A 22827-nucleotide genomic window follows, 5' to 3' on the forward strand; every position below is an offset into this window, starting at 1 on the left:
ATCCCCCTATCCGTTCGGTACAGGAAAAAGCTAGATGAACAGAGGAGGGTCCTTTACCAGGAAAATTTTGAAGGGCACATACCCCACGAATCCTACCTCTGAAATTCGGGGACTCATGGGTATCTCACCCTATAGAAAATAATGGGAAATAGGGCGGATATTTCCCTCTTTCGAATGAATCATAACCCGAAATGGGTATAAAGAACAAGATGAGAAAAAGATCCTGGGACACTATGATCATCAGCATCCATAAATGACAGTATATATAATTATATTAGATAAGAGTATGTTGAATAAAACGTTGTGAAAGTGGCAGTATCCCGTCGGGGGTGTGAATTTATGAACAGGGTCTTTGAGGGATATTTCCCCCTATTCTGGGGGCAGCATCCGAATGGGTGTGTGCATTCATAAAACCATCATTTCAGCTAAACCCCCCACAAGAAAAAAAACATGGAATGCACCGGGGTGAAGGTGAGTCCGCGGGCATCGATTTTCTCATTGTATTGAATATTTTATCAGGAAGGTACCCTGACCTCGAATGGTTGGGTTCATCCCAATAAAGCATATGTATACCATGAAGTACTATTTCATACCAAGTACATAGGAAAGGGCCATTCGCACCCCTCTTGACATAATTTTTAATATTGTTATAGAATTGCGAATGAGGAGGTGGAATCCTGCAAGAGAGGAAAATTTCCGGCCGGAATCCTTAAGATTGCAGATGGAATCTGATGGTGAGAATGGCTGCGGCTCAATGATGAGAATATATCGAATGATCTTTTCTGCATTGGGTTAGCAAACAGAAGGAGTGTGCAATCTATGGATATATCACGAAAGTGGCATACGAGGGCTGCTGTTGGTCTTGTTTTATCCAGTGTGCTCGGTTCATTGGTATCAACCCAAGTTTCCTTGGCCGACGTTAGAACCCATTCCTCCTCACAATCCCTCCAACATGTGGATGAGCCATGGCGTTGCGGTGATCATGGAGATTCCCTTTGGGCGGGGGATATTAGAAAAACCGAGAACGGTAAGGGGTTCAAGTTATACTACGATACTTTGTCCTATAAGACAAAGGCATGCAAAGCGGACCATATGAGGATGGGGGGTATAGTGGCTACCCCAAGGTTTTCCTTTGTTAATTATAAAGAGGAAAATGGTAAGAGCATGGGATTGAGTTATGATCTTGTGTACGAAATGAGTGAGGGTGTTTCTGTTGAGAAAGCGGAATATGCAGAAGCACATAGGGAGGGACTACATCTCACCCTTCGTGTCTCCGATGGGAGGAAGTTGAGAGAGCTTAGGAGGACGATGAATTTGGAGGGAGCTCCCCCGGGATTTGAAAAGGGCCAGATATTTTCGATCAAGGGAAAGATCGTGTATGTTGTATATCCCGTTAGTAAGGGTTTCCCTGTGTGGAGATAGGAAATAGATAGTTAGTGGAAGATATCCGCTGGAGTGGCCTTGTAGATACTCTGTATTTTTTCGGAGTTCGTTATATGTTAGGGTTGCATCCCCAATTTCATGTCGGGGCTTCCAGAGGGTCTCCCCCTTGTCCTCCCTGTGTTATCTGATGATCCATCCCTGAATCTATTTTTTGTTCATTTTTTTCAATATAATATTTTATAAAATTTATTTTAGTAAAAATATATATGCCTGTCATAGGACACCCTCTGATATCAACGCAACCCCTGTATGGAGCGTGAATGGGGGGAGCTATTCCTTCCTCTCTTTGGATCCATGGGGGGGAAATCAAGGATCGTTTGGACATAGTTTTCTAAAGTTATGATATAAAGTTACGGTGGGGGATCCATCCCTCTAGAAAAGGAAGGGGTGTACGATTCATGAGTATATGGGTAACACGAAAATGGCATATGAAGGTTGGTCTTGTTTTGTCCGGGGTGCTCGGTCCATTGGTATCAACCCAAATTTCCTTGGCCAATACCAATGCTGGAACTGATTCCCCCTCACAATCGCTTCCGCGTATGGATGAGCCGTGGCGTTGCGGTGATCATGGGGAGACCCTTTCGGCTTCACCTACTAGAGAGACCAGGGAGGGTAGAGGGTTTAGGTTATACTATGGCGGTATCTTGTCCGGCAAGACTGAAACATGTGGAACGGACCCTATAAAAATAGGGGGTATAGTGGCTACTCCGAGTGTTTCCTTTGTTAGTTACAAGGAGGAGAAGGGTAAAAGAACAGGAATAAGTTATGATCTTGTCTACGAGATGAATGAGGGTGTTTCTGTCGAGGGAGCGGAGTACGTAGATCGGTACAACCAGGAGGGGCTACTCCGTGGGGAGCTACAGCTCGTCCTCCGTGTCTCCGATAAAGAGAAGTTGAAAGAGCTTGGGAAGACTATGAATTGGGAGGGGGCTCCCCCGGGGTTTGAGAAAGGCCAGGTATCTTCAATCGAAGGGGATACTGTGCACGTTGCATATCCCATTCGCAAGGACTTTCCTGTGTGGGGAGATCGGCGGATTGAGAACACCAACCCTGTCTCCGATGAGAGTCTGACCCGTACTGGCAAGGGCAAGGATAGTACAACGGAAACACCACCCGGAGGGATCACTGGAACCCAAGAGCAACCCCCCTCGGATCGGGATAGGACCCCATAGACAGTCTGAAAATTGGGATTGGATGGGAAATTCGTATGACAATTCTACGGTAGGGTTGGCTGAGACGCCAGCCCTACCTTGCGTGAATCAGGGGGATTCGTAGGGCAAACTATGGGAGGAAAGCACGGAGAAAAGCGCAATCAATCTCGAAACAAGGGTATCCTTTCTGGAAGGAACCCTTTGTGCGCAAAACCCTTCTCCTCAGGGGTTGGGAAGCACACAATCCGGCAAATTTACATTCTCCATAATTGTACCCGCTCTAGGAGATCGTTCTCCATTTTTTTATCACAAATAGGGGCCGGTAAGGCGGTATAAGTAGTGTGGTTCATCAATCCATATCCCCCTCTATTCCATAAAATTTTCAATTTTTACGGAATAGTATAACAGAAAAATAAACAAAAAGAAAATGGAAATTAATTACCATTTTTAACGAATTAGGTTTAACGAATTAGGATGGGTCAAGTACTATAGTGACATAGGTAAAAAAGGGGGGGAAGAGCTAGAAAACCAAAATATACGTTTTATATTTTAATATAGTAAATTTATTTTATATAGCAGTCCATGGGGGAAGCACCTCAAATGGGGGGAAATCCTCCCCCAAAAACCCTGTTCAGAAATTCACACCCCCAACGGGATGCTGCCGAGAATCCAAATCTAGGCAGATATAAACACAGAAACCTACCACGATACATTCGGTCTATCGAACCATGGTTCAACCCTCACTCCTGATACTGAATCCCCAGGTCCGATATACGGCCAAGATCCAGAAAATCAACGGGGATATCACCGATTTTTGAATAGTGATACTTATAGGCATAAATCAGAGGGGGGTTGTTTGCACCCCTCCAGTAGGCATTAAAGTCCGGGGGCCCTTGAACGGCCAACCAGCGTCACCCATACTTTTGAACTGACACCTCATTGAAAAACCAAAATTCATTATGTTTTCCAATCGAACACCATGATCATTACAATTAAACCATAAAATTATGGTACATATGCAACACTATAGAAAACCATATGGAATAGCGGCGTGCAATCCATCCAAGGAACAGTGAATCAAGAAAAACAATAAAAAGATCGTGCCAATCATACTGCACATGTTTCAGAGTAAACAAAATACTGGTAATCCAAATACCCACACGCGGCTGGAGGGCGCCCCGAAAAAACAACTCTTCCCAAATCCCCGGTCCAATTGTTACTGCTATAAGAGCCGGCCAATCCAATGATGGGATCGGAGGATTACTAGATTTATATGAAAATAAATATAAAAATAAAAAATAATATGTTTTTGATATTAAAAAATCATACCCTATTTTAGAGAGACAAACCCCCAAAGAATCTATTACTGTGGGTTTTCTATTCAGTCCTAACCGAACTAGCATTTCCCCCCAGTTACGAGTAACACCAGCACCTAAAGCATACACAACAAGTAATACTTTTTGGCAACATGTAAGCAATACAACCTGACCATCCACAATCCAATCCAAATATTCATAAATGGTATTTGGGTAGAAGGACTTTACGCATATAAAATCAATGAAACAGGAAAACACCCACCATACCAAGATGCGATGAAGGTATCGCTGGGGATTGAGTCGCAATTGGGATAGTATATACGATCGAAACGAAGGCCACACAAAAAATATACCTAATGATGAGTACAGAATAATGAGGCCACAAAGAGAGAGCTGCTCAGGGACTGGTAAATAGAAAAGATGGGCAGGTAATGACCATTTCTCGATAACAGGTATAAACTTAGTGGATACATAGTGTACCACCCAAACACCATATAGTACCGCTAAGAAAATGTCCACTACCCTACCCCATCTTTGGAGTGATTCCCAACAGGAACTATCCTTCAACACCACTGTATGCTGATAGTAAACACGATCGAATCGTACAACAAACAAAACAAGTAACACCTCAAGCAACATTCTTCCTAAAAGATCTATTGTAATATTCTGAGACAATATAAACCTCCGTATTTCTGCACTATTCTCCCAGAATTAGTCCCTTTTTCAAACCCGGACCAGGTCTCTAGATCCCCAGGTTGTAAAAAATGCAATGGTTCTTGCGTTAGCAATCCTTTGAATCAAAGGGAAAAGGGAAGGTATTCATGTAGATCCCTCACGCTACAAAGGAACGCACCAGCCCCAAATAACAGTATATAAACTACATGAAAACGAAGGAATCCAGAGGGTCCATTATGATAATTCAAAACAAAGCGTCTTCAGCAACATAACAAATCCGTTCATTTGCAAAGGGCCTAAAACAAAATAACCCTTTCCCTTGGGGTAAATAACTCCGAAAAGTGCCCCGGAAACAATGAATGCCATGGCCCAGAGATAAACGAAAAAATCGTGAGGTCGCCTATCGAAGTGAAAGATAGCAACCCCATACAACTATGTTGGCAGACCCCCCCTTCCTGGTTTGAAAACTACCTCCTTCGAAGATCTCTAGGACCGGACGCCCCGAAAGGTCTTTTCGGATGAACCATCCCGATATCTCTTCTCTGTCTCACAACCGGCGGACCAAAGTGTAACTCCCGTTAGAACTAGACCAGCGAGTACTGGTACCAATCGCTTAGAACGCTTATGTGTTTTTTCTCCTGGATTCCCTTCAGACATACCGGTAAAGGGCCGTTCAGAACCCGACAAAACGTCTTCCTGACGATTTTCCCCTGTCATAGATCCTATACCCATAGTTTCCCCCGCAACAGACACCTGCCCAACGTTTGTTGTAAACGACCCTAGCATAAGAAAGGAGCACGCAACAGTAATAACCGTCCCTCTAATACGGGTACCTTTAGTCAACACTAAACTCAACCACCCTTTACACATCAGTATTTGAATATCACCGGGCTCGAAAATGGGGGTAAAATCCCACCTGAAAACCCCGTCCAATCCACTTACACTCACACCCACAACGGAATGCTGCCCAAAATCTAGTCGGTGTCAATCGATGTCAGATTTTACCTTGTCCCCAAGAAAAAACGAACCAACCACAAAAAATTGTAACTTATCTGATAAATGAAGATCAACCCCCAGCAAAACAAGTAGAGGGTGGCTAACGAAAGGTGTATATGTTTTTATTTAAATAGAGTTTATACAATATTTTATTATATAATTCTATTTTTATTCATATCGGTTGTTTCTTTATATATTCAATATGAATTTATATTTCAAGAATATTGCTTTCTCCGGTCCCGTAGTTGACGGGGTTTCGACTCTCATATAGTGTTCTTTCGCCCATGAGTGGTTTACCCTTTGTACCGGCAGCATCCCGTTGGGGGTGTGAATTTCTGAACAGGGCTTTTGGGGGAGTATTTCCCCCCATTTGAGGTGCTCCTCCCATGGACTACTATATAAAATAAATTTACTATATTAAAATATAAAAAGTATATTTTGGTTTTCTAGCTCTTCCCCCCCTTTTTTACCTATGTGACCTATGCAGTTGGCATGAGGATCTGCGAGGATTATAAAGAAGTGGACCCGAAAACGGTAAAAGTATTGCGAAAGGGCCTGCGAGATATCACCATCCACCTCGGACACGACCTTACCCATCAGAAGTCGAATCGGAGTACCAACATCCTGGAGAATTTAAACGGTAATTTAAAACATATTACGAACAAAGCTCGCTGCTATCCTGATGACAGGGCTGCTTATCGGATATCCACCCTCTTCTGTCTCCGTGATCACCAAAAACGGCAGGAAACAACGGACTAGAGGATAGCATGAATCATAGGGATTAGGAAGAAAGCAGAAATAGTATGGAATCATGTGTTTTTTGCGATTTAGATTGAAAATTTGGTAAAGTAAGAATCGCCTTTTTTCCAATCCCTATAGGATTCATAATAAGAATGGACGAGAGGAGGTTGGAAGACAGGAACGAATTTTCTATCTATACAAATTAATAAGACAATTATGCTTAAAAAAATACAAGAAAAGGTCACCCAAGGAAGCAAAAAAGTGGGACTAAAAATCCCCTCCGAAAAATGCACACACCCGTCCGGATGCTGCCCCATCTGTCACCTATTCCCCTTATAATATTTTTTATTATAGTAGTGAATATTATACAATAATGACAGATGGCTTTTTCATTGCTTTTACCATAGTTTTTCACTCAACGACATATAGGGATTGCGTGTGAATGCATAATAATATGAATAAATCATCCATTACAAAATACCGTGTCGACATATTTCCAAAAGAGAGTACAGGATGAAAGAACGAGTACTATCCAACCAATACATCTAGTAAATTTTATTAATGATCGGGGAGGGTATCAAATTCTAGAAAAGGATACTCGGAGAAAAAATTGTCGAACCATTCTTTTCACAGTAGCACCATTTATATTTTAAAATGGACAAAAGAAGAGTGAGAAACAAGAACGGATTTTCTATCCATACAAATTAATAATAAAATTATTTCACAAAAAATATATGAAAATGTCCCCTGGGGAGGTAAAAAATTAGGACTGAAACCCCCCTGGAAAAATGCACATAACCGTTCGGATGCTGCCGGTACAGACCAACATTGTCATTAATTGATACTACTATGTTTCATATTTATTTATAAAAAAGTATGAATATATTTATAGATAGTACATTCCGCACAGAAAATTGCACGGTACCATCCTCATATAGTGGGTAAACATACCTGATTAAAAATTACAATAAATTCCCCCTGAGAATTTAGAAACCATACTGGGGACATCTAACTCAACACCCAAGGGCCCAATGAATTTCGCTTTAGCCCTCATGAACCGGAAAAACCCGCACATACGTTCACTACAGTTGTTTTAGGGTTTTCAAGGTGTGGGATTCACCTACTTTTAACAAAACGGGCTGAATACCCCGTTCCCGTAAAGCCTGCCCAAACCTCTCCGGATCCTGACGAATCTCGGGAAAGGTATCATAGTGGCAAGGGATTACCGCACGTGCACCGAGAAACTCTGCAGCCAAAACCGCGTCCTGTGGCCCCATCGTATAACAATCGCCAATGGGTAATAGGGCCAGATCCACTGGCTTTCCACGGTTGATCAAGCGCATATCTGAAAACAGAGCCGTATCCCCGGCATGATAGAGAGTCCGACCCCCTACGGTCCATAGAAACCCAACAGGGACCCCACCAGGGAGAATTACCTTCTCCTCCTCCCGTACCAAACCGGAAGAGTGCCAGGCCGGTATCATTTTGAGATGACCAAAAGGAAATTGGAAACTTCCTCCCATATGTAAGATTTTTGTTTTTACACCCTGCCATCCCAACCAGATTCCCAACTCATGCATAGTGACCACTGTGGCCCCATTCGCCTTGGCGATCTCAATTGTATCCCCTAAGTGATCTTGATGGGCATGAGTGAGTAGAATCCAATCCACCTGGACATCGTCGGGTCGTAATATCGCCTTCGGATTTCCCGTTAGAAACGGATCCACCACGATTTTGTGCATCTGATGTTCCAACAAAAAACAGGAGTGACCACAAAATGTCACCTTCACAACCCCAACCCCCTTCATAAAATCCCCCGAACCGCACACCACCCATGCCCATCCCCGCCCAACAACAGATCGTCCAAACTAGGCATAAACCAATAGAATTCAATCTACCTTAGTACCACTCGACATCCCAGCAAAGATCCCCCGAAACATAACCTCCCTAGCTCTACCCACCACGGCATCGAGAAATTATATCCCAAACATTGACAAGGACGCAAGACCTGTCTAGATTCGCATATCCTTCCATGAAGCCATCCACTTGGCCACCCTTTCGTGGGCCATAGGATGCCCCCTGCACCTCGTCCCCCCTACGTGCATACCATGAAGGCAAAGGGTTTTTCTCCATCCCACACAAAAGCTTTCCCCGACAATACATCATAACAAACCAATCCATACAACGATTACTAGTATTTACAATTCCACGGGGTGGCCGGGAAGGGGATTCGCATGGGGCTTGCAAAAGTTCAAGTAGAGGTGGTCGCCACCACACTCCATGGAGAAGGGAAATATATCCTACTCAATACCCTTACGACACAAAAGCTTGGCAAGATACCCGCCATCATCTCCATTTCCTATGGATCACTCGTGTCCCTCGCCACAGTCAGGAAACAGCCCTCATTCCCGACCCATAAGCTCGGCATCAGCACCGCCCTTGCAGCTAGTCTCAAGGTCCAGAAAGACTCCATCTTCCATGCACACTTTGATCCCAAGGCATCTCATATTCGACTAGGACCCCTCCTGGGCATCCTCTTCCATGAATCAACAAAAAAGCCCTTTGAACCACCCTTCGGAACGTCCGAAGACTTCCTTATCGAATGTGCCAAAACAGGCAAGAAAACCGGCCTCCAGGTGGCCATACTCACCACCCAACGTCTGGATCCTTCCCGTGGACAAACACAAGGCTGGATTCTCGCCAACCGGGAGTGGTTACCCGTTACCCTCCCCCTTCCCGACATCATCTACAACCGCATTGCCCCTCGCCATGCGGAACTACGGGAGCGCATACAAAAATTACTGCATATATTGCGAGATGAATATAGTATCCCTATTTTTAATGAATGTTTCTTAAGCAAACAACAAGTTTACGAGCAACTCCGACAGAATCGTCATACACGGCCCCTACTCCCCGAAACGATCCCCTTCACCAAACCCAATCTCCTTCGAATGCTACGACGACATTCCATTCTCTATCTCAAACCCAACCATGGAAGCTGTGGTTACGGAATTCTGCGTGTACTCCGCGCACCCTCCCGGCAATGGATCTGCCAACGCACATTGCCCAACGGCATCCATAATCACACCGCACCCTCGGCAACGAACCTACTTCGTTTCATACGAAATAACATAAAAAAACGGCCCTATCTCATCCAAAAAGGCCTTCAACTCGCCCAATGCGAGGGCCGTCCCTTTGACTTACGCGTCCTCGTACAAAAGGATGGAAGGGGAAGCTGGTGTACCACCTCCTCTGTGGCCCGGGTTGCTGGTCCCCAACAGTTCGTCTCCAACGTATCACGTGGGGGAACCATCCGGAGAACGACCGAAGTCATCTCCCAATTATCACTTCCACCCCATAACCATTCCCATGTATGGCATCATCTGGCATTACAGGTAGCACAAGCCTTCGAGGAGCAAATTACGGGACACTACGCTGAACTCGGTATTGACCTTGGCATCGATATCCATGGAAAATGGTGGCTCATTGAAGTGAACTCTAAACCCTCTAAGGGGGAGGGAACCCTTCCTAATTCTGATGCCTTGTCTTCGAACGCACCAAGGCCCTCCGTACGACGTTTGCTGGCCTATACCCTATATCTCGCTGGAATGGCAGCCAAGGAAGGAGGGCACGAGAAATATGGCACCACTCCTGAATCCCAATAGAACACTAGGGATTCTTACCTGTGAACGTCCGGGACTCCAACCACCCTTTTCTGAAGCCGCCTTTTTTTCACAGTTGACCACAATTGGCCGTCTCCACAACCTACGTGTAATCATTCTCCACCCCGATTCCATTGACTGGCAGCAACGAACGGTTACAGCATGGCACCACAATTCCAACGCAGGAACCAAGGAAAAATGGTCTTCGCAACGTGAACCCCTCCCCTCTCTCCTATACGACCGTTGTTACTATCGAAGTCGCGAACAGCACTATCGTTATCGAACCTTCATTCAACGGCTCCGCCAGGATCCCCAGGTCCGGTTTCTGGGTAGACCGTTAGCAGGAAAATGGAAAACATACCAATTGCTACAAACACAGAAAGAAATTTTGCCTTTTCTGCCACTCACTGAGTTATGTGAAAATACAGAAACTGTAATAGAATTCCTGCAACAACATACATCCGCCCTCCTCAAACCCGATATGAGCAGCCTGGGACGGGGTGTGGTAGCTATTGAGTGCCTTGGAAACCCATCCGAATCACTATTTCAGCTCCGCGGACGCACGTTCAGCAATGAGACCTTTCATAGGAAGGTACGTGGTCTAGCATCCTTACGTAAATGGATCACCTCACGTCTACGTTTCAAAAAACACATCGTTCAAACCTTCCTTCCCCTGCAAACACCCTCCGGAAAGCCCTTTGATATCCGCCTACTCGTCCAAAAAAACGAACGATGGCAGTTCAACATTACAGGAGCGGGCGTCCGAATTGGTAAACCCCATACCATTACTGCTAACTTGCATGGTGGTGGACAGGTTGAGGTCCTGGCCCGCTTTCTCAGCCAACACTACCCCACCTCCCTACGCGAATCCATTTATGAACAATTTGAAAAAATAGGAAACCTTGTTCCAGGGGCATTGGAGGCTACTCACGGCAAATTGGTAGAACTGGGTATCGATATCGGCCTGGATCCCGGAGGACGGGCTTGGTTGTTAGAAGTAAACTCCAAACCGGGGAGGGCCATTTTTCTCCATACGGCGGAACGGGCTGTCCGCAGGAAATCGATCCACCTACCCATTCGCTATGCTGCTTCCCTGCTAACACAGATGCACGGTGGTGCCTAGGAGGACGGGAAACTTATGCACGCTTCAATTTGCAAAATCCTGCTCACCCATAAAGGACCCGCCCAACGACTGACAGTAACGAAAGCACTCAACAAACGCATCGGATGCACGCATGGTAAACAAATATTGTTGAAACTGGGGAATCGGTTCACACAGGTACAAATTTTCCAGGTCCCAGGGAACAGGCCCCAACTAGCCCTTTCCAACACATTGGCACAACAACTACTCCTCCCCTATGCGGGACCCATACGAATTGTCTACGACGCGGGAATTCTGCGTTTAGGACCCCTGATTGGTATTCTAACCACAGGTTACACCGGTAATCAGACCCATCCATTTGGAAAACGCTCCTCCCTTTTCCGTTGGTTCCTTGAGGCAGGGGCCAGTGAAAATGCCTTCTTGTTCGTTTTCACACCTGAAATGGTAGACGAAAAACAGCGTTCCATCTCGGGGTGGTACTATCGGCATATGGGAAAGGGACCAAAGCGTTGGGTCCGATACATCTCCCCCTTCCCCGATGTTGTCTATGAACGTGTCCCCAACCGACGTTCCGAAAATCTGAAGCATGTCCAATCTTGTCTTCTCCGTCTCCGCGAAACCAGAGGTTGCCAAATATTCAATCAGGGATTTTTTGACAAATGGGTAATCCACCGCCTATTGAGCCAACATCCCGTTACCCACTTTTGGATTCCGGAAACCTTTCTTGCCCCTTCTCTGAAAACCATTGAGGATATGTTGGAACGACATCATATTGTCTACCTCAAACCGAGCCGGGGTAGCCTAGGACTAGGTATCCTACGTATTACGAAACCCCCTGACCATTCCTATCTGTGTCGTTTTCACTCGCGACGAACGGTCCTACACCGTTTCGAACGCTTGGACCAGCTGTTGCATCACCATTTTGGTCATCAACCGGAACGTTTCCGGAATTACCTTGTACAACAAAATATTGCCCTGATTCGGTACAATGGTAGACCTATGGATTTTCGTGTGCACATGCATAAGAACCGTCAGGGCGTCTGGAAGGCAGTCGCCCTTGGCTGCAAAATCGCTGGACCAGGTTCCATAACGACCCATATACGCACAGGGGGACATATCACCTCCTCCAAAGATGCCTTGGCGGCTATTTTTGGCCCTCAATCCACAACGGTTTACAAGAACATCGTCACTGCCTCCATCAAGACGGCGGAAACATTGGAATCGCAAACTACCACGGGCCCGCTGGGTGAATTGGGACTAGACATTGGCATCGATAAAAATGGCCATGTATGGTTATTTGAGGTCAATGCTAAGCCTGGACGCCATATCTTCAACCATCCCAGCTTACGGGAGGCAGGTAGGGAGTCCGCCAAATGTATTACTGATTATAGCCTACGCCTAGCTAATTTCATTCAGTGAAATTGTGCTTTTGCCGCGGAAGGAGGGATCTTGCGTGACGAAACTGGATACCATCCCTATCTCGTTTCCACAAACAGGAAAATTCGGAGAATTCCCCTGTCTCGGCATTCTCACCGCAGACGGCCAAACACTCTTTCGTGGCAATCATAAAAATTTTGCTGACATTGCCCGTGTCGGAGAAAAAATGGGCGTTTCTGTCCTGATCATCACCCCACGCAGCTTTCTGCGAAAAAACTCCAATGGCTGGGTAAAAGGATACCGTTTGCATCCTCGTACGCAAGATTGGTCACCTATTCTACTACCACTCCCCCGCGTGATCTACAACCGTCTCCCCAACCGAAAAATAGAACAACATCCACGTACACAACAGTTGTTACGATCCCTTCACAAATCCCCCCATATCCACCTCTTCAATCCGGGTTTCTTCAACAAATGGCACATCCATAAAAAACTCCTCGCCTCCCCCCAGCTTCGCAAGCTTACCCCACTCACCATGCCCCTAACCCCGCGCTCTTTGCAAAAAATGTTAAAAAAATTCCCAACCCTGTATATCAAACCGGTCGAGGGGAGGGCCGGTATCCATCTAATGCGTGCACAATCAACACCCAAAGGTTTTGAGTTGATCCATCAGCTGCGACAGCATCACATCCGACAACAACCCACTTGTTTTTCTTCCCTATGGTTACAGATCATGCGCCAACAAAAAAATAAGGGGGGATATCTTGTTCAACAGGGAGTTGAACTAGCCCGCTACCAAGGTCGCCCGTTTGATATCCGAACACTGGTACAAAAAAATGGCAAGGGGGATTGGGAAGTCACCGGTTCCGGCATTCGCATTGCTGGGGATACGTCCATTTCCACCCATGTGCCCCGTGGTGGGAAAATTGCACCCCTTCACGTTGTGTTCACCAATGTCTTTGGATCTAAAGCCAAAATGCTGGAGGAATGCATCAATCTAACCGCTATCTCACTAGCCCGCCATATTGAACAACAACAGGGCTCAACGATCGGTGAAATGTCCATCGACTGGGGGATCGACCCCAAAGGATCCCTATGGTTTCTAGAAGCGAACGCCAAACCCATGAAGTTCGATGAACCGGGCATTCGGGCCCGCTCCCTGCGAAATCTCATTGAATACTCTCTTTACCTCAATCAATGCCTGGCTATTACCTCCAACATGGGGGAAACAGAACCATGCGGTTGATCGCGGTATCCCCTTCCCAGTGGGATGTCGCACGTGCACCCATTCTTACCTTCATAAGGCGCTATGGGGAAGACCGCATCACCCATAGGACCCGACGTTGGTTGGGAAAACTATCGTCCACTGGTTTACAAATCAAAGGAACCTACATAGCAGCTATGTTCAACAGACGTACCTTGATCGGTGTACTTGCCATCCAACAACATGGTCGGCGCCACGCTTGCGTTGTCGTTCATCCTAGATTCCGCCGTCAAGGCGTCGGCGAACAGTTGCTGCAGGCCGCGCTGCAACAACTAGATTTCCTCTATGCCAGGGTAGCCATTGACAACATAGCCAGCTTGAGACTCTGTTTTAGCTGCGGGTTGTTAGCCTATAAGATGACCCGTGGTATTACCCAAAAATCCACCCTCCATTTCATCGGGGGCAAAGCAATTCCTTCCCTTGACAAAATAATGTTGGATCCTTAGGATTCTAAATTTATGGAATCATCCCTTTCCATCCCCCAGGCCCCTGATAAAAATACCCTAGTATCGGAGGACTCCATAGACCCATCCCCTATAAAAAAGCTCGGACACCACGATCCGGGCCTCTTTGCATTTCATTACCTGACATCCAGACTCCCCCCATCCTTATACAATAACAACATGTCTTATTACAAAACAATACTGTTTACGATCGTTGCGCACACAAAGGAAAATTCACCCATTGTAGTAAAATCATATTACATATAAATTATTTAAAATTACTATCAAAAGCCCAGGCAAAATACCCTAAGGAATGCCCTTCCTACCATAGGATCAAGGGACAAACGTCCCATGGAGGACGGAAACAATAGTGATATGATATGGAATATATAGGGGGTACCCACCTATTCCACCCTCATCCCATAAATTAGGAAACCATACCATACCTACCCATGGGCACAAACATGATTGAATATTATCCTCCCCGCGACATAAACCAAAACAAGGACTGCAATAAAGAACCCTGTTGGGGAACACGCTCACGAATCACAGAGGGTCCATTTATGGAGGAGGAAGGAATCATGCGGCATGTCGTGAAGCAACGACTCCCCTTACAACACCTCGTTCGGATTTCCCATTCCCATTGGGAAAAGGCGCACAAACCTATTCTGGCCTTCATCCATCGTTATGGGGAGAAACGCATCACCCTCGCAACCCTATGTTGGCTGAGACACCTGACACCAGCCTCCCTCAAAGTCAAGGGCACATACATGGCGACGGTCTTTGAAAACAAAAATTTGATTGGCGTATTTGCTAGTAGCCAACATGGGCATCATTCCTGTATCGTGGTCCATCCGGAGTTTCGGAGACAAGGAATCGGCAGGAGATTGCTTCACTCCTCCCTACAATGTCTCGATCTTCTCCATGTACAAGTAGCCATTGATAATACCCCCTGTATCAATCTCTTCTTTGGTTGTGGTTTGTCTGCCTACAAAATGACACGCGATGACACCAAAAAACCCGCACTCCACTTCATTGGGGGGAGTAAGGCCCCCCCTTCTACCTTCGACTGGACCCCTTCTATTGCGAGAACACACGAAACCTTTCTCCCACCAAGAAAAGCCCGATAGTGAAGGATCGGGCTTTGGGATCCAAATGTTTGTTGTATAAAAAACTTTAATATTTATTAGTAAGTAACGAATTATATCACATAATGTACCAATGAAATGATCTTTCTCCCCCGTTGAAAGAGACAAGCCACGATCTACGGTGATCCGCCCTTCGCGATCGGCCTGAAGGTACCCCAGAGGGAATTTTTTCCCCTATCTTCCCTAACGGAACATGATTACCATGTAGGGGAACTACGAATTTGCTTACCCCGGCCACAAGACCGAAGAAAGCAACCCTCTTGATATTCAGATTTATAGTACGTGTATGTAGAAACAAGAAATATGAGCAAAATAGTATAATTCATAACATACTATATTATTTTAATAAAGGTATATCCTCTTATCTTCATCCACCCTCCCTATATCCCTTGCATTACCCTCCCTTTCACTATACTATGACAATGTACATACTCCTCCATTATACTGAAAAATACCTAAAAATAGAGGTGAAGAGGCAGACGATGAGGAAAGTATCAATTCCCCTCACAATAGTAGTATACTTTGGAATGATTGGGGGTCTACATAAGAAAGTCACTGCCAACGTCATTCCCCTCTCACTCCCAGAGGCCGCAGAGGAAACACCCAAATACCAGGGAACCCCAAAACCGTATGAAGAGGACCATATGAGAATCTACAGGGAAATGTGTGATGACATTGGGATGCTGAGTATTGAAATGTCCAATCTGTGGAGTCGTTACCAGAACCTTCGGAACGAAAAGATCAGTACAATGAAGGAAACCGAGATGAATCTGGACTGCTCAGAAAGAGCCGCTAGCAGGAAAGATTCCAATCAAGAAATTGAGGAGATGGATCTCAAGTACAGAAAGGAATACCAAGAATACCTGAAGGAATGGGAAACATTGGTCCACAAGAAAAGAAGATGAGTAGTAGGAAACCCAAAGGTGTGTCGAATGAGCCCAGCATTTCAACCAGGCTCCTCGTAGAATCAAATGAACACTCCCATGTCGTTCGGCTCCAAAAACAAATGATGGAACCGGTGCTTACATAGTGAGGACAGGTGTATAGAATATCATTCATATAGGATTTAGATTGGGAACGATAGGGATAGACCCTACCCGGGCACAGTTATATTCGAATAGTAAGACTTTGAAAATAAATAAAAGTACATATTATATCAAGTCTTACATATAGAATGAATGGATTAATGGATAGAATGTTATGATTACATAAGAAGCAAAAATAGAAAGTAAGGTAGGGGATACCTAGATGGACCCAACCCATGCCACCCATACTTTTGGACCCGACACCCTAAAGGAGAAGCAGCAAAAAATGCATGCTAGAAAAGTGTCAAGCCGGGCAGATGCATGCTCATGAACATAGGCGGTTCCCTCCAGATGGTACCATACCTAGCGGGAACTCATGGCACTCTAAACCAGATGGTAACCGTTTCACTCATTCCACCTACAGTAATACCTGGTACACCCACATCGCCAGATGGGGACAAGCTACCTTCACCGGGGACATTTCCCCAAACAACCCCCACTGGGAGGAAAGGCAAAGACCGTAAGAACCCTGGGATAGAAGGAAAACCCTCCCCCAACGACGAATCGGGCCCAACCCGTAAGCGGGAAATGGCAGGAAACCCCAAAAGCAAAAAAGGAGGACACAGTACCGTCCACAACCACTAACATGCCAACAGCTATTGCACTCTCTGCAACCGCCGCAATAACAGACGCGGCTATCCTGTTCTTTGTCCGTCGTCGCGAAAACGTCATCAAAAACAACGGACGGATCTGAGCACCCCCGATCATTGACATAGGAGAGTGGTCCATCCCCCTGGGGTGAGTCTCTTTCTTTAATTTCAACCCTTTACTATCAAACAGGGGGAACCAATTGTCTGGAGGGGAGTGCGAACAACCTACGGTGTTACTACCCAAGACTTTGTTTATGAGTATGGATACTTCATAATAACATTCATTTAATATAAATGCATACATTCTATATTAAATGAACATAACAATCAAAAATCGGAATACTTACCTGATAAAGTCTTCAACATTTCGCTCTTTACATATAACTTCATAATTTCATATATACATAAAAATGAATATGAATAAAATGTAATTATAAACATAATGATATATAATATTTTATATAAAATTTATGTTAAGAAGCAAAATGTATCCCCTGTTGTCAGCCCCCCACTAGATTCAAAAGCACGTCAGCAAAAGAAATTTCAGATCACAAATTTCCTAGCCAAAGGGAACATAACCCGTTTTTTGCCCCCATGGAACCACTACCCCACTTCGTACCCCCAAAACTAGCCATTTTATGATTGTGCCGCATATCGTTTTTAAGGTAGATTGCAATGGATGCCACTTTTGGTATATGATAGACAGCGCGGTATGTTGGGTAATCCTATCGACACTGCTTGGGATTCGTGTTATCCCCACGATCCCTGAGAATGAAAGAAGATCCCTAATCTACCTTTTGGTCGGTTTGCTGAATCCTCGGGGGGAACATATCCACTCCGAATGGAATTGGGTTTGATCCCTTCTGGAGAAGCCAGCTCCAACACGAGTGGACCCCCCACTACAAAAAGAATAGACGAGAGATTCACGCCGTTCCCAAAACAATATACCTAACCTGCTCCAGACACACTTAGTAACAAGGTAAAAAACCCTGATAAGGAAAGGGTTTCAGGGAAATGTACAATCACAACGAGGTATGAGTGGAATCCCATTCAAGATCCCGTTTCGGTTACAAAAAAGAGGGAGATGAAAGTTTCTATGCGTTGCAATAAAAGAAAATTAGGTCTTCTGGCATTAACACTAACAACCACCTTTGGAACGATAACGACAGGCTCAGTGGGTAGCGAGGTCAACGCAAAGGGGCCAGCTCCAGCAGCTCCAGCAGCTCCAGCAGCTCCAGCAGCTCCAGCAGCTCCAGCAGCTCCAGCAGCTCCAGCAGCTCCAGCGGCTCCAGCAGCTCCAGCAAGTCCAGCAGCTCCAGCAGGTCCAGCAGATCCAGCAGATCCAGCAGATCCAGCAAGTCCAGCAGATCCAGCAGCTCCAGCAGCTCCAGCTCCAGAAACAGGAGGAACAGGAACCCCGAAACAAGCAGATAAAACAAACAATCTACCCGTTATGAAGAAAGACCTCGAGGAATTTTTGAAAAAAGTTGATATGACAAAAGAGGACAAGGAAAAATATGAAAAGATCACAAACGACTTCACCCAGTTAACAGGCCTAAAGTACAAGGGGTTCGATAAAGAAAAGGGTGAAGTCTATTTCGATTACAACAATGCAAAAGTTACCCTCAAATCCACGAAGGATGGGGATCTCAAAATCATCAACGTGGATAATAAAGAGGAAGCAGCAAAAGCATGCGTGCTAGCAAAGTGTCAGACCGGGCAATACATGCTCATGAACATAGGTGGTTCCCTCCAGATGGTACAATACCTGGCAGGAACTTATGGCACCCTGGGCCAGGTAGTAACCGTTTCACCCTTCACCACCGGCATAGCGCCTGCAGTAGTACCTGGTGTGTCCGCAGCACCCACATCGTCAGGGCAAGTTGCTAACCCAAAATCGGATGGGAAACAACCATCCGTTGAAGGCGATTCCTCAAAACCCACTGGAAAAGAAAAAGGGGACCATAAGGGCCCCGGAGTAGAAGGAAAACCCTCCCCCAGCGGCGAACCGGGTCCAACCCGTACGAAACGCGAAGTGGCAGGGAACCCCAAAGGCGAAAAAGGGGACACAGTGCCGTCCACAGCCACCAGCATGCCAACAGCTATTGCACTCTCTGCAACCGCTATGATAACAGCCGTGGCTGCCCTGTTCTTTATCCGTCGTCGCAAAAACATAATCAGAAACAACGGGCGGGCCTAAGCACCCCCGATCATTGGAATAGAGAAAGCGATCCACCTCAGGGGTGGGTCTCTTTCCTTATTTCAACCCCTCTGCTACCAAACAAAGGGGAACAATTGCTTGGGAGGTGAACAACCCCCTTCCATTTACGGTGTTACTACTCAAGACTTTGTTTATTGGTATGGATACTTTGTAACAATATTTATGGAAATAAAATGAGAATATATTTTATTCCAATGGACATAACAATCCAGGATCAGAGTGCCTTTCCCTGATAAAGTTTTCAATATTAGCCCCTGACATATAAATTCATATTCCATATTGAAAAAATAAATATGAACAAATCTGGAATTACATACAGCATTATATAAAATTTATTTAAATAAAAACGTATCTTCCTATTGTCCACCCCCCACTAGGTTCAGAAGTACGTCAACAGAAAGGATTTCGGATCACAAATTCCCTAGCAAAGGGAACCATAACCCACTCTTTGCTCTATGGAAACACTACCCCACTTCATACCCCCAAACTAGCCATTTTGTGATTGTACCGCATATTGTTTTCAAGGTAGATTGCAATGGATGCCACTTTTGGTATATGATAGGTGGCGCAGTATGTTGAGTAATCCTATCGATACTGCCTGGGATTCGTGTTATCCCCACAATCCTTGAGAACAAAAAAAGATCCCTGATCTACCCTCTTGGTCGGTTTGCTGAATCCTGGGGAAGGAACATATCCACTTCGAATGGAGTTTGGTTCGATCCCTTCTGGGGAAGCCAGCTCCAACATGGATGGAACCCCCCACCATAAAAAATAGACGAGGGGTTCACGCCGTTCCCGAACAATATACCTACCTACCCCAGGCACACTTGTTTAACAAGGCAAAAAGCCCTGATAGGAAATGGTTTCAGGGAAATGTACAATCACAACAAGGTATAAGTGAAATCCCATTCAAAGTCCCGTTTCGGTTACAAAAAAGAGGGAGATGGAAATTTCTATGCGTTGCAATAAGAGAAAATTATGCCTTCTGGCACTATCACTGACAACCACCCTTGGAATGATAACGACAAGCTCGGTGGATATGGAAGTCAGCGCGCGAGGAAATGAAGAAACAGGAACGATACCTAATAATGGTAATGAACCACCAGACCAGCCAAAGCAGGACCTAGGTAAGAACCAGGACCTAGGTAAGAACCAGAACCAGGACCTAGGTAAGAACCAGAACCAGAACCTACCGTCGGTGAATACGGAAACCGGTTCAGAACAAAGACTAAGAAAAACAAGAAGCGTATCAAAAGAAGATATGGATCGATTAGGAGATCGATTAGGAGATTTAAAATTAACAGAAAGGAAACTACAATTAGAAATAGAAAGAGAAGAAAGAGAGAGTTTGCTAGATACAGCAGCAGAAGCGAGAAATAGTGTAATGGAAGCGAAAAACAACGAAAGAGTACAAGAGATAGGAAGATTGAAAGCAAATTTAGACGATATGACAGAAAAAGCAACAAAAGCAAAAGAAAAATTAGACGATCTTAGGATACGAAAAGAAAAAGCAAAGACCGATGCAGAAAAAACCGCTCTTAACAACGACATAACAATAGCGGAAACAGAATTAACTAATTCTGAACAAGAAAAAACAAAAGCGGAAACAAAATTAAGTAGTTATAAAAAACAAGCAGAAACCATTGAAGCAACGAGAAAAGTAGAGAGAGCGGAAGCAGAAGTATCAAGATTAGAAGAAGAAGCGACAGAAAAACAAAGACTAATAACAAACTTGAGAAAACAATTAGCGGGAGCGACAGTATCGAGAAAACAAGAACTGGAAAGACAAATAGCAGAGGTGCAAGAACAGCTAAGAGAAACGAAAAGAAAAGAAGGAGAAGCGAGAGCAAAAGTAACAAAAGCGAAAGAACAAGAAACAGCTGGGAAACAATCAACAAGTCATCCGGTTTCACCAGACAATATACCCGTTACAAAGAAAGACCTTGAGGAATTTTTGAAAAAAGTTGATATGACAAAAGAGGACAAGGAAAAATATGAAAAGATCACAAACGACTTCACCCAGTTAACAGGCCTAAAGTACAAGGGGTTCGATAAAGAAAAGGGTGAAGTCTATTTCGATTACAACAATGCAAAAGTTACCCTCAAATCCACGAAGGATGGGGATCTCAAAATCATCAACGTGGATAATAAAGAGGAAGCAGCAAAAGCATGCGTGCTAGCAAAGTGTCAGACCGGGCAATACATGCTCATGAACATAGGTGGTTCCCTCCAGATGGTACAATACCTGGCAGGAACTTATGGCACCCTGGGCCAGGTAGTAACCGTTTCACCCTTCACCACCGGCATAGCACCTGCAGTAGTACCTGGTGTATCCGCAGTAGCGCCTAGTGCATCCGCAGCACCCACATCGTCAGGGCAAGTTGCTAGCCCAAAATCAGATGGGAAACAACCATCCGTTGAAGGCGATTCCTCAAAACCCACTGGAAAAGAAAAGGGGGACCATAAGGGCCCCGGAGTAGAAGGAAAACCCTCTCCCAGCAGCGAACCGGGTCCAACCCGTACGAAACGCGAAGTAGCAGGGAACCCCAAAGGCGAAAAAGGGGACACAGTACCATCCACAGCCACCAGCATGCCAACAGCTATTGCACTCTCTGCAACCGCTATGATAACAGCCGTGGCTGCCCTGTTCTTTATCCGTCGTCGAAAAAACACAATCAAAAACAACGGTCGGTCCTAGGCACCCCCGATCATTGGAATAAAAAATTGTGGTCTATCCTTTAGGATAGGCCACTTTTTCTATTCCGACCATTCCGACCATGGGAACAACCATCCCCCAGTCGAGGACAGGGATAGGGTACACAGGAAAAAAAACATTCCCATTGTTGGTATGTACATAATGGTAACGGAAACCGTTCGCTATTCCAGTCCACGTCACCTTTTACCCTGTCCATGGAACCAACCACTTAACAATAGATACGAAATCGAGAAGATTGTTTTTCTGCATCAGCCCCTTCCCAAAAAAATTCCCCTCCTCCTGCCCTACCAACGGATACCCTAAGCTACGGACACCGTGGTCCAAGAGATCACTGGATCAAAAGGATCGATAGCACAAGAAAATGCTAAGAGTATCCCACCACTCTCATAGCAGCCTATCATCATCCCCCATAGAAGAAGAAACAAGGAACCGGACAACAGAAAACACTTTCCCCCATTGAAGATACGAAACGATCCCAGTACCCACCCCATCCCCTCTCACTCCCACTACGTCACCACAAAATCGATTGCAATGAACCTTAAAAACAGGGGAAAAGGGGCCAGTGAAACTTCTAGATCATCCCACTGCAAGAAACACCAAGGAACCCCATTCCAACCGCCATCCACAACCTATTTCCCATCCCATGGAAGACCTACTGAGAACAACAGATGATCCCAACTCTCATTCCATATAATTTTAAAGATCGTTTCCAATCATATTGCGATAGATACTGTTTATGGTATAAGATGAAGGACGCGGGATATTGAGCAACCCTATCCACACTGTTCAGGACTCACGTTGTCTCCCCCTATACAATCCCCGCAAAATAAAAAGATCCCTATCTCAACCCCTTCGTCGTCGGTTTGTTAGGCCTTCTGGAGAAATACCGGTTCACTA

At 45.2% G+C, this 22827-nt stretch carries 20 protein-coding genes and 1 pseudogene; 12 read left to right on the top strand and 9 right to left on the bottom strand.

The genetic code is table 11. The features are described 5' to 3' along the window. Positions 1–819 precede the first annotated feature (819 nt). Positions 820–1422 carry a hypothetical protein gene (locus tag PPRES148_RS03790; protein WP_149453306.1) on the top strand — a complete coding sequence of 201 codons (603 nt, stop codon included), beginning with the start codon at positions 820–822 and terminating at the stop codon, positions 1420–1422. A 97-nt stretch (positions 1423–1519) separates the two neighbouring features. Here the strand turns inward: PPRES148_RS03790 and PPRES148_RS10900 are convergent, their stop codons facing one another. After that, complete coding sequence (locus tag PPRES148_RS10900) at positions 1520–1660, bottom strand: hypothetical protein (RefSeq protein WP_187820546.1); 141 nt, start codon at positions 1658–1660, stop codon at positions 1520–1522. 181 nt (positions 1661–1841) lie between these two features. On the opposite strand from PPRES148_RS10900, the gene PPRES148_RS03795 reads away from it, so the two are divergent. Then, complete coding sequence (locus PPRES148_RS03795; protein ID WP_149453307.1) at positions 1842–2615, top strand: hypothetical protein; 774 nt, start codon at positions 1842–1844, stop codon at positions 2613–2615. Between the two features lie 971 nt (positions 2616–3586). Here PPRES148_RS03795 and PPRES148_RS03800 read toward each other — a convergent pair. Together PPRES148_RS03800 and PPRES148_RS03805 are read right to left on the bottom strand one after the other, a co-directional pair. Next, positions 3587–4585, bottom strand: a complete 999-nt coding sequence (locus PPRES148_RS03800) for a CPBP family intramembrane glutamic endopeptidase (RefSeq protein ID WP_149453308.1) — start codon at positions 4583–4585, stop codon at positions 3587–3589. Positions 4586–5071: 486 nt separating this feature from the next. Next, positions 5072–5431: a hypothetical protein gene (locus PPRES148_RS03805; RefSeq protein WP_149453309.1), complete on the bottom strand. Its 360-nt coding sequence runs from the start codon at positions 5429–5431 to the stop codon at positions 5072–5074. Between the two features lie 630 nt (positions 5432–6061). Between PPRES148_RS03805 and PPRES148_RS03810 the strand changes: the two are divergent. Then, positions 6062–6340: pseudogene (locus tag PPRES148_RS03810) on the top strand (transposase); the annotation flags it as partial. A gap of 1064 nt (positions 6341–7404) precedes the next feature. On the opposite strand, the gene PPRES148_RS03815 reads toward PPRES148_RS03810, so the two are convergent. Together PPRES148_RS03815 and PPRES148_RS10905 are read right to left on the bottom strand one after the other, a co-directional pair. After that, positions 7405–8112, bottom strand: a complete 708-nt coding sequence (locus PPRES148_RS03815) for a metal-dependent hydrolase (RefSeq protein ID WP_149453311.1) — start codon at positions 8110–8112, stop codon at positions 7405–7407. 163 nt (positions 8113–8275) lie between these two features. Next, positions 8276–8440 carry a hypothetical protein gene (locus PPRES148_RS10905; RefSeq protein WP_187820548.1) on the bottom strand — a complete coding sequence of 55 codons (165 nt, stop codon included), beginning with the start codon at positions 8438–8440 and terminating at the stop codon, positions 8276–8278. Positions 8441–8556: 116 nt separating this feature from the next. Here PPRES148_RS10905 and PPRES148_RS03820 point away from each other — a divergent pair, with 116 nt between their 5' ends. The 7 genes from PPRES148_RS03820 to PPRES148_RS03850 all read left to right on the top strand — a co-directional run bounded on the left by PPRES148_RS03820 (position 8557) and on the right by PPRES148_RS03850 (position 16223). Beyond that, positions 8557–9987, top strand: a complete 1431-nt coding sequence (locus tag PPRES148_RS03820; RefSeq protein ID WP_149453312.1) for a YheC/YheD family endospore coat-associated protein — start codon at positions 8557–8559, stop codon at positions 9985–9987. Beyond that, positions 9962–11107 carry a YheC/YheD family endospore coat-associated protein gene (locus tag PPRES148_RS03825; protein ID WP_187820549.1) on the top strand — a complete coding sequence of 382 codons (1146 nt, stop codon included), beginning with the start codon at positions 9962–9964 and terminating at the stop codon, positions 11105–11107. Before PPRES148_RS03820 ends, PPRES148_RS03825 begins: the two co-directional genes overlap by 26 nt. A gap of 15 nt (positions 11108–11122) precedes the next feature. After that, a complete protein-coding gene (locus tag PPRES148_RS03830; RefSeq protein ID WP_149453314.1) occupies positions 11123–12505 on the top strand; it encodes a YheC/YheD family endospore coat-associated protein in 1383 nt (460 codons plus the stop codon). A 34-nt stretch (positions 12506–12539) separates the two neighbouring features. Beyond that, positions 12540–13709, top strand: coding sequence for a YheC/YheD family endospore coat-associated protein (locus PPRES148_RS03835; RefSeq protein WP_149453315.1), 1170 nt, complete (start codon positions 12540–12542; stop codon positions 13707–13709). Then, the gene (locus PPRES148_RS03840; protein ID WP_187820550.1) at positions 13700–14173 is read left to right on the top strand and encodes a GNAT family N-acetyltransferase; all 474 of its coding nucleotides are present in this window, start codon (positions 13700–13702) and stop codon (positions 14171–14173) included. The genes PPRES148_RS03835 and PPRES148_RS03840 overlap by 10 nt, the downstream gene beginning before the upstream one ends. A gap of 578 nt (positions 14174–14751) precedes the next feature. Further along, positions 14752–15300, top strand: coding sequence for a GNAT family N-acetyltransferase (locus PPRES148_RS03845; RefSeq protein ID WP_187820551.1), 549 nt, complete (start codon positions 14752–14754; stop codon positions 15298–15300). Between the two features lie 239 nt (positions 15301–15539). Beyond that, entirely contained in the window at positions 15540–16223 is a 684-nt protein-coding gene (locus PPRES148_RS03850; RefSeq protein WP_149453318.1) for a hypothetical protein, read from the top strand. A gap of 588 nt (positions 16224–16811) precedes the next feature. On the opposite strand, the gene PPRES148_RS03855 is transcribed toward PPRES148_RS03850, so the two are convergent. After that, complete coding sequence (locus tag PPRES148_RS03855; protein ID WP_149453319.1) at positions 16812–17117, bottom strand: hypothetical protein; 306 nt, start codon at positions 17115–17117, stop codon at positions 16812–16814. Positions 17118–18180: 1063 nt separating this feature from the next. Continuing rightward, the gene (locus PPRES148_RS12245; RefSeq protein WP_223127940.1) at positions 18181–18432 is read right to left on the bottom strand and encodes a hypothetical protein; all 252 of its coding nucleotides are present in this window, start codon (positions 18430–18432) and stop codon (positions 18181–18183) included. A gap of 38 nt (positions 18433–18470) precedes the next feature. Here PPRES148_RS12245 and PPRES148_RS03865 point away from each other — a divergent pair, with 38 nt between their 5' ends. Further along, a complete protein-coding gene (locus tag PPRES148_RS03865) occupies positions 18471–19193 on the top strand; it encodes an LPXTG cell wall anchor domain-containing protein (protein ID WP_149453320.1) in 723 nt (240 codons plus the stop codon). Between the two features lie 606 nt (positions 19194–19799). Here the strand turns inward: PPRES148_RS03865 and PPRES148_RS12250 are convergent. Beyond that, positions 19800–19961 (bottom strand): hypothetical protein, encoded by a 162-nt coding sequence (locus tag PPRES148_RS12250; protein WP_223127941.1) that lies wholly within the window; start codon positions 19959–19961, stop codon positions 19800–19802. Between the two features lie 208 nt (positions 19962–20169). Between PPRES148_RS12250 and PPRES148_RS03870 the strand changes: the two genes are divergently transcribed. Further along, positions 20170–21912, top strand: coding sequence for a coiled-coil domain-containing protein (locus PPRES148_RS03870; protein WP_149453321.1), 1743 nt, complete (start codon positions 20170–20172; stop codon positions 21910–21912). Positions 21913–22229: 317 nt separating this feature from the next. On the opposite strand, the gene PPRES148_RS03875 is transcribed toward PPRES148_RS03870, so the two are convergent. After that, entirely contained in the window at positions 22230–22421 is a 192-nt protein-coding gene (locus tag PPRES148_RS03875) for a hypothetical protein (protein WP_149453322.1), read from the bottom strand. Positions 22422–22827 lie beyond the last annotated feature (406 nt).

This window comes from Pasteuria penetrans (genome assembly GCF_900538055.1).
GTDB lineage: Bacteria > Bacillota > Bacilli > Thermoactinomycetales > Thermoactinomycetaceae > Pasteuria > Pasteuria penetrans.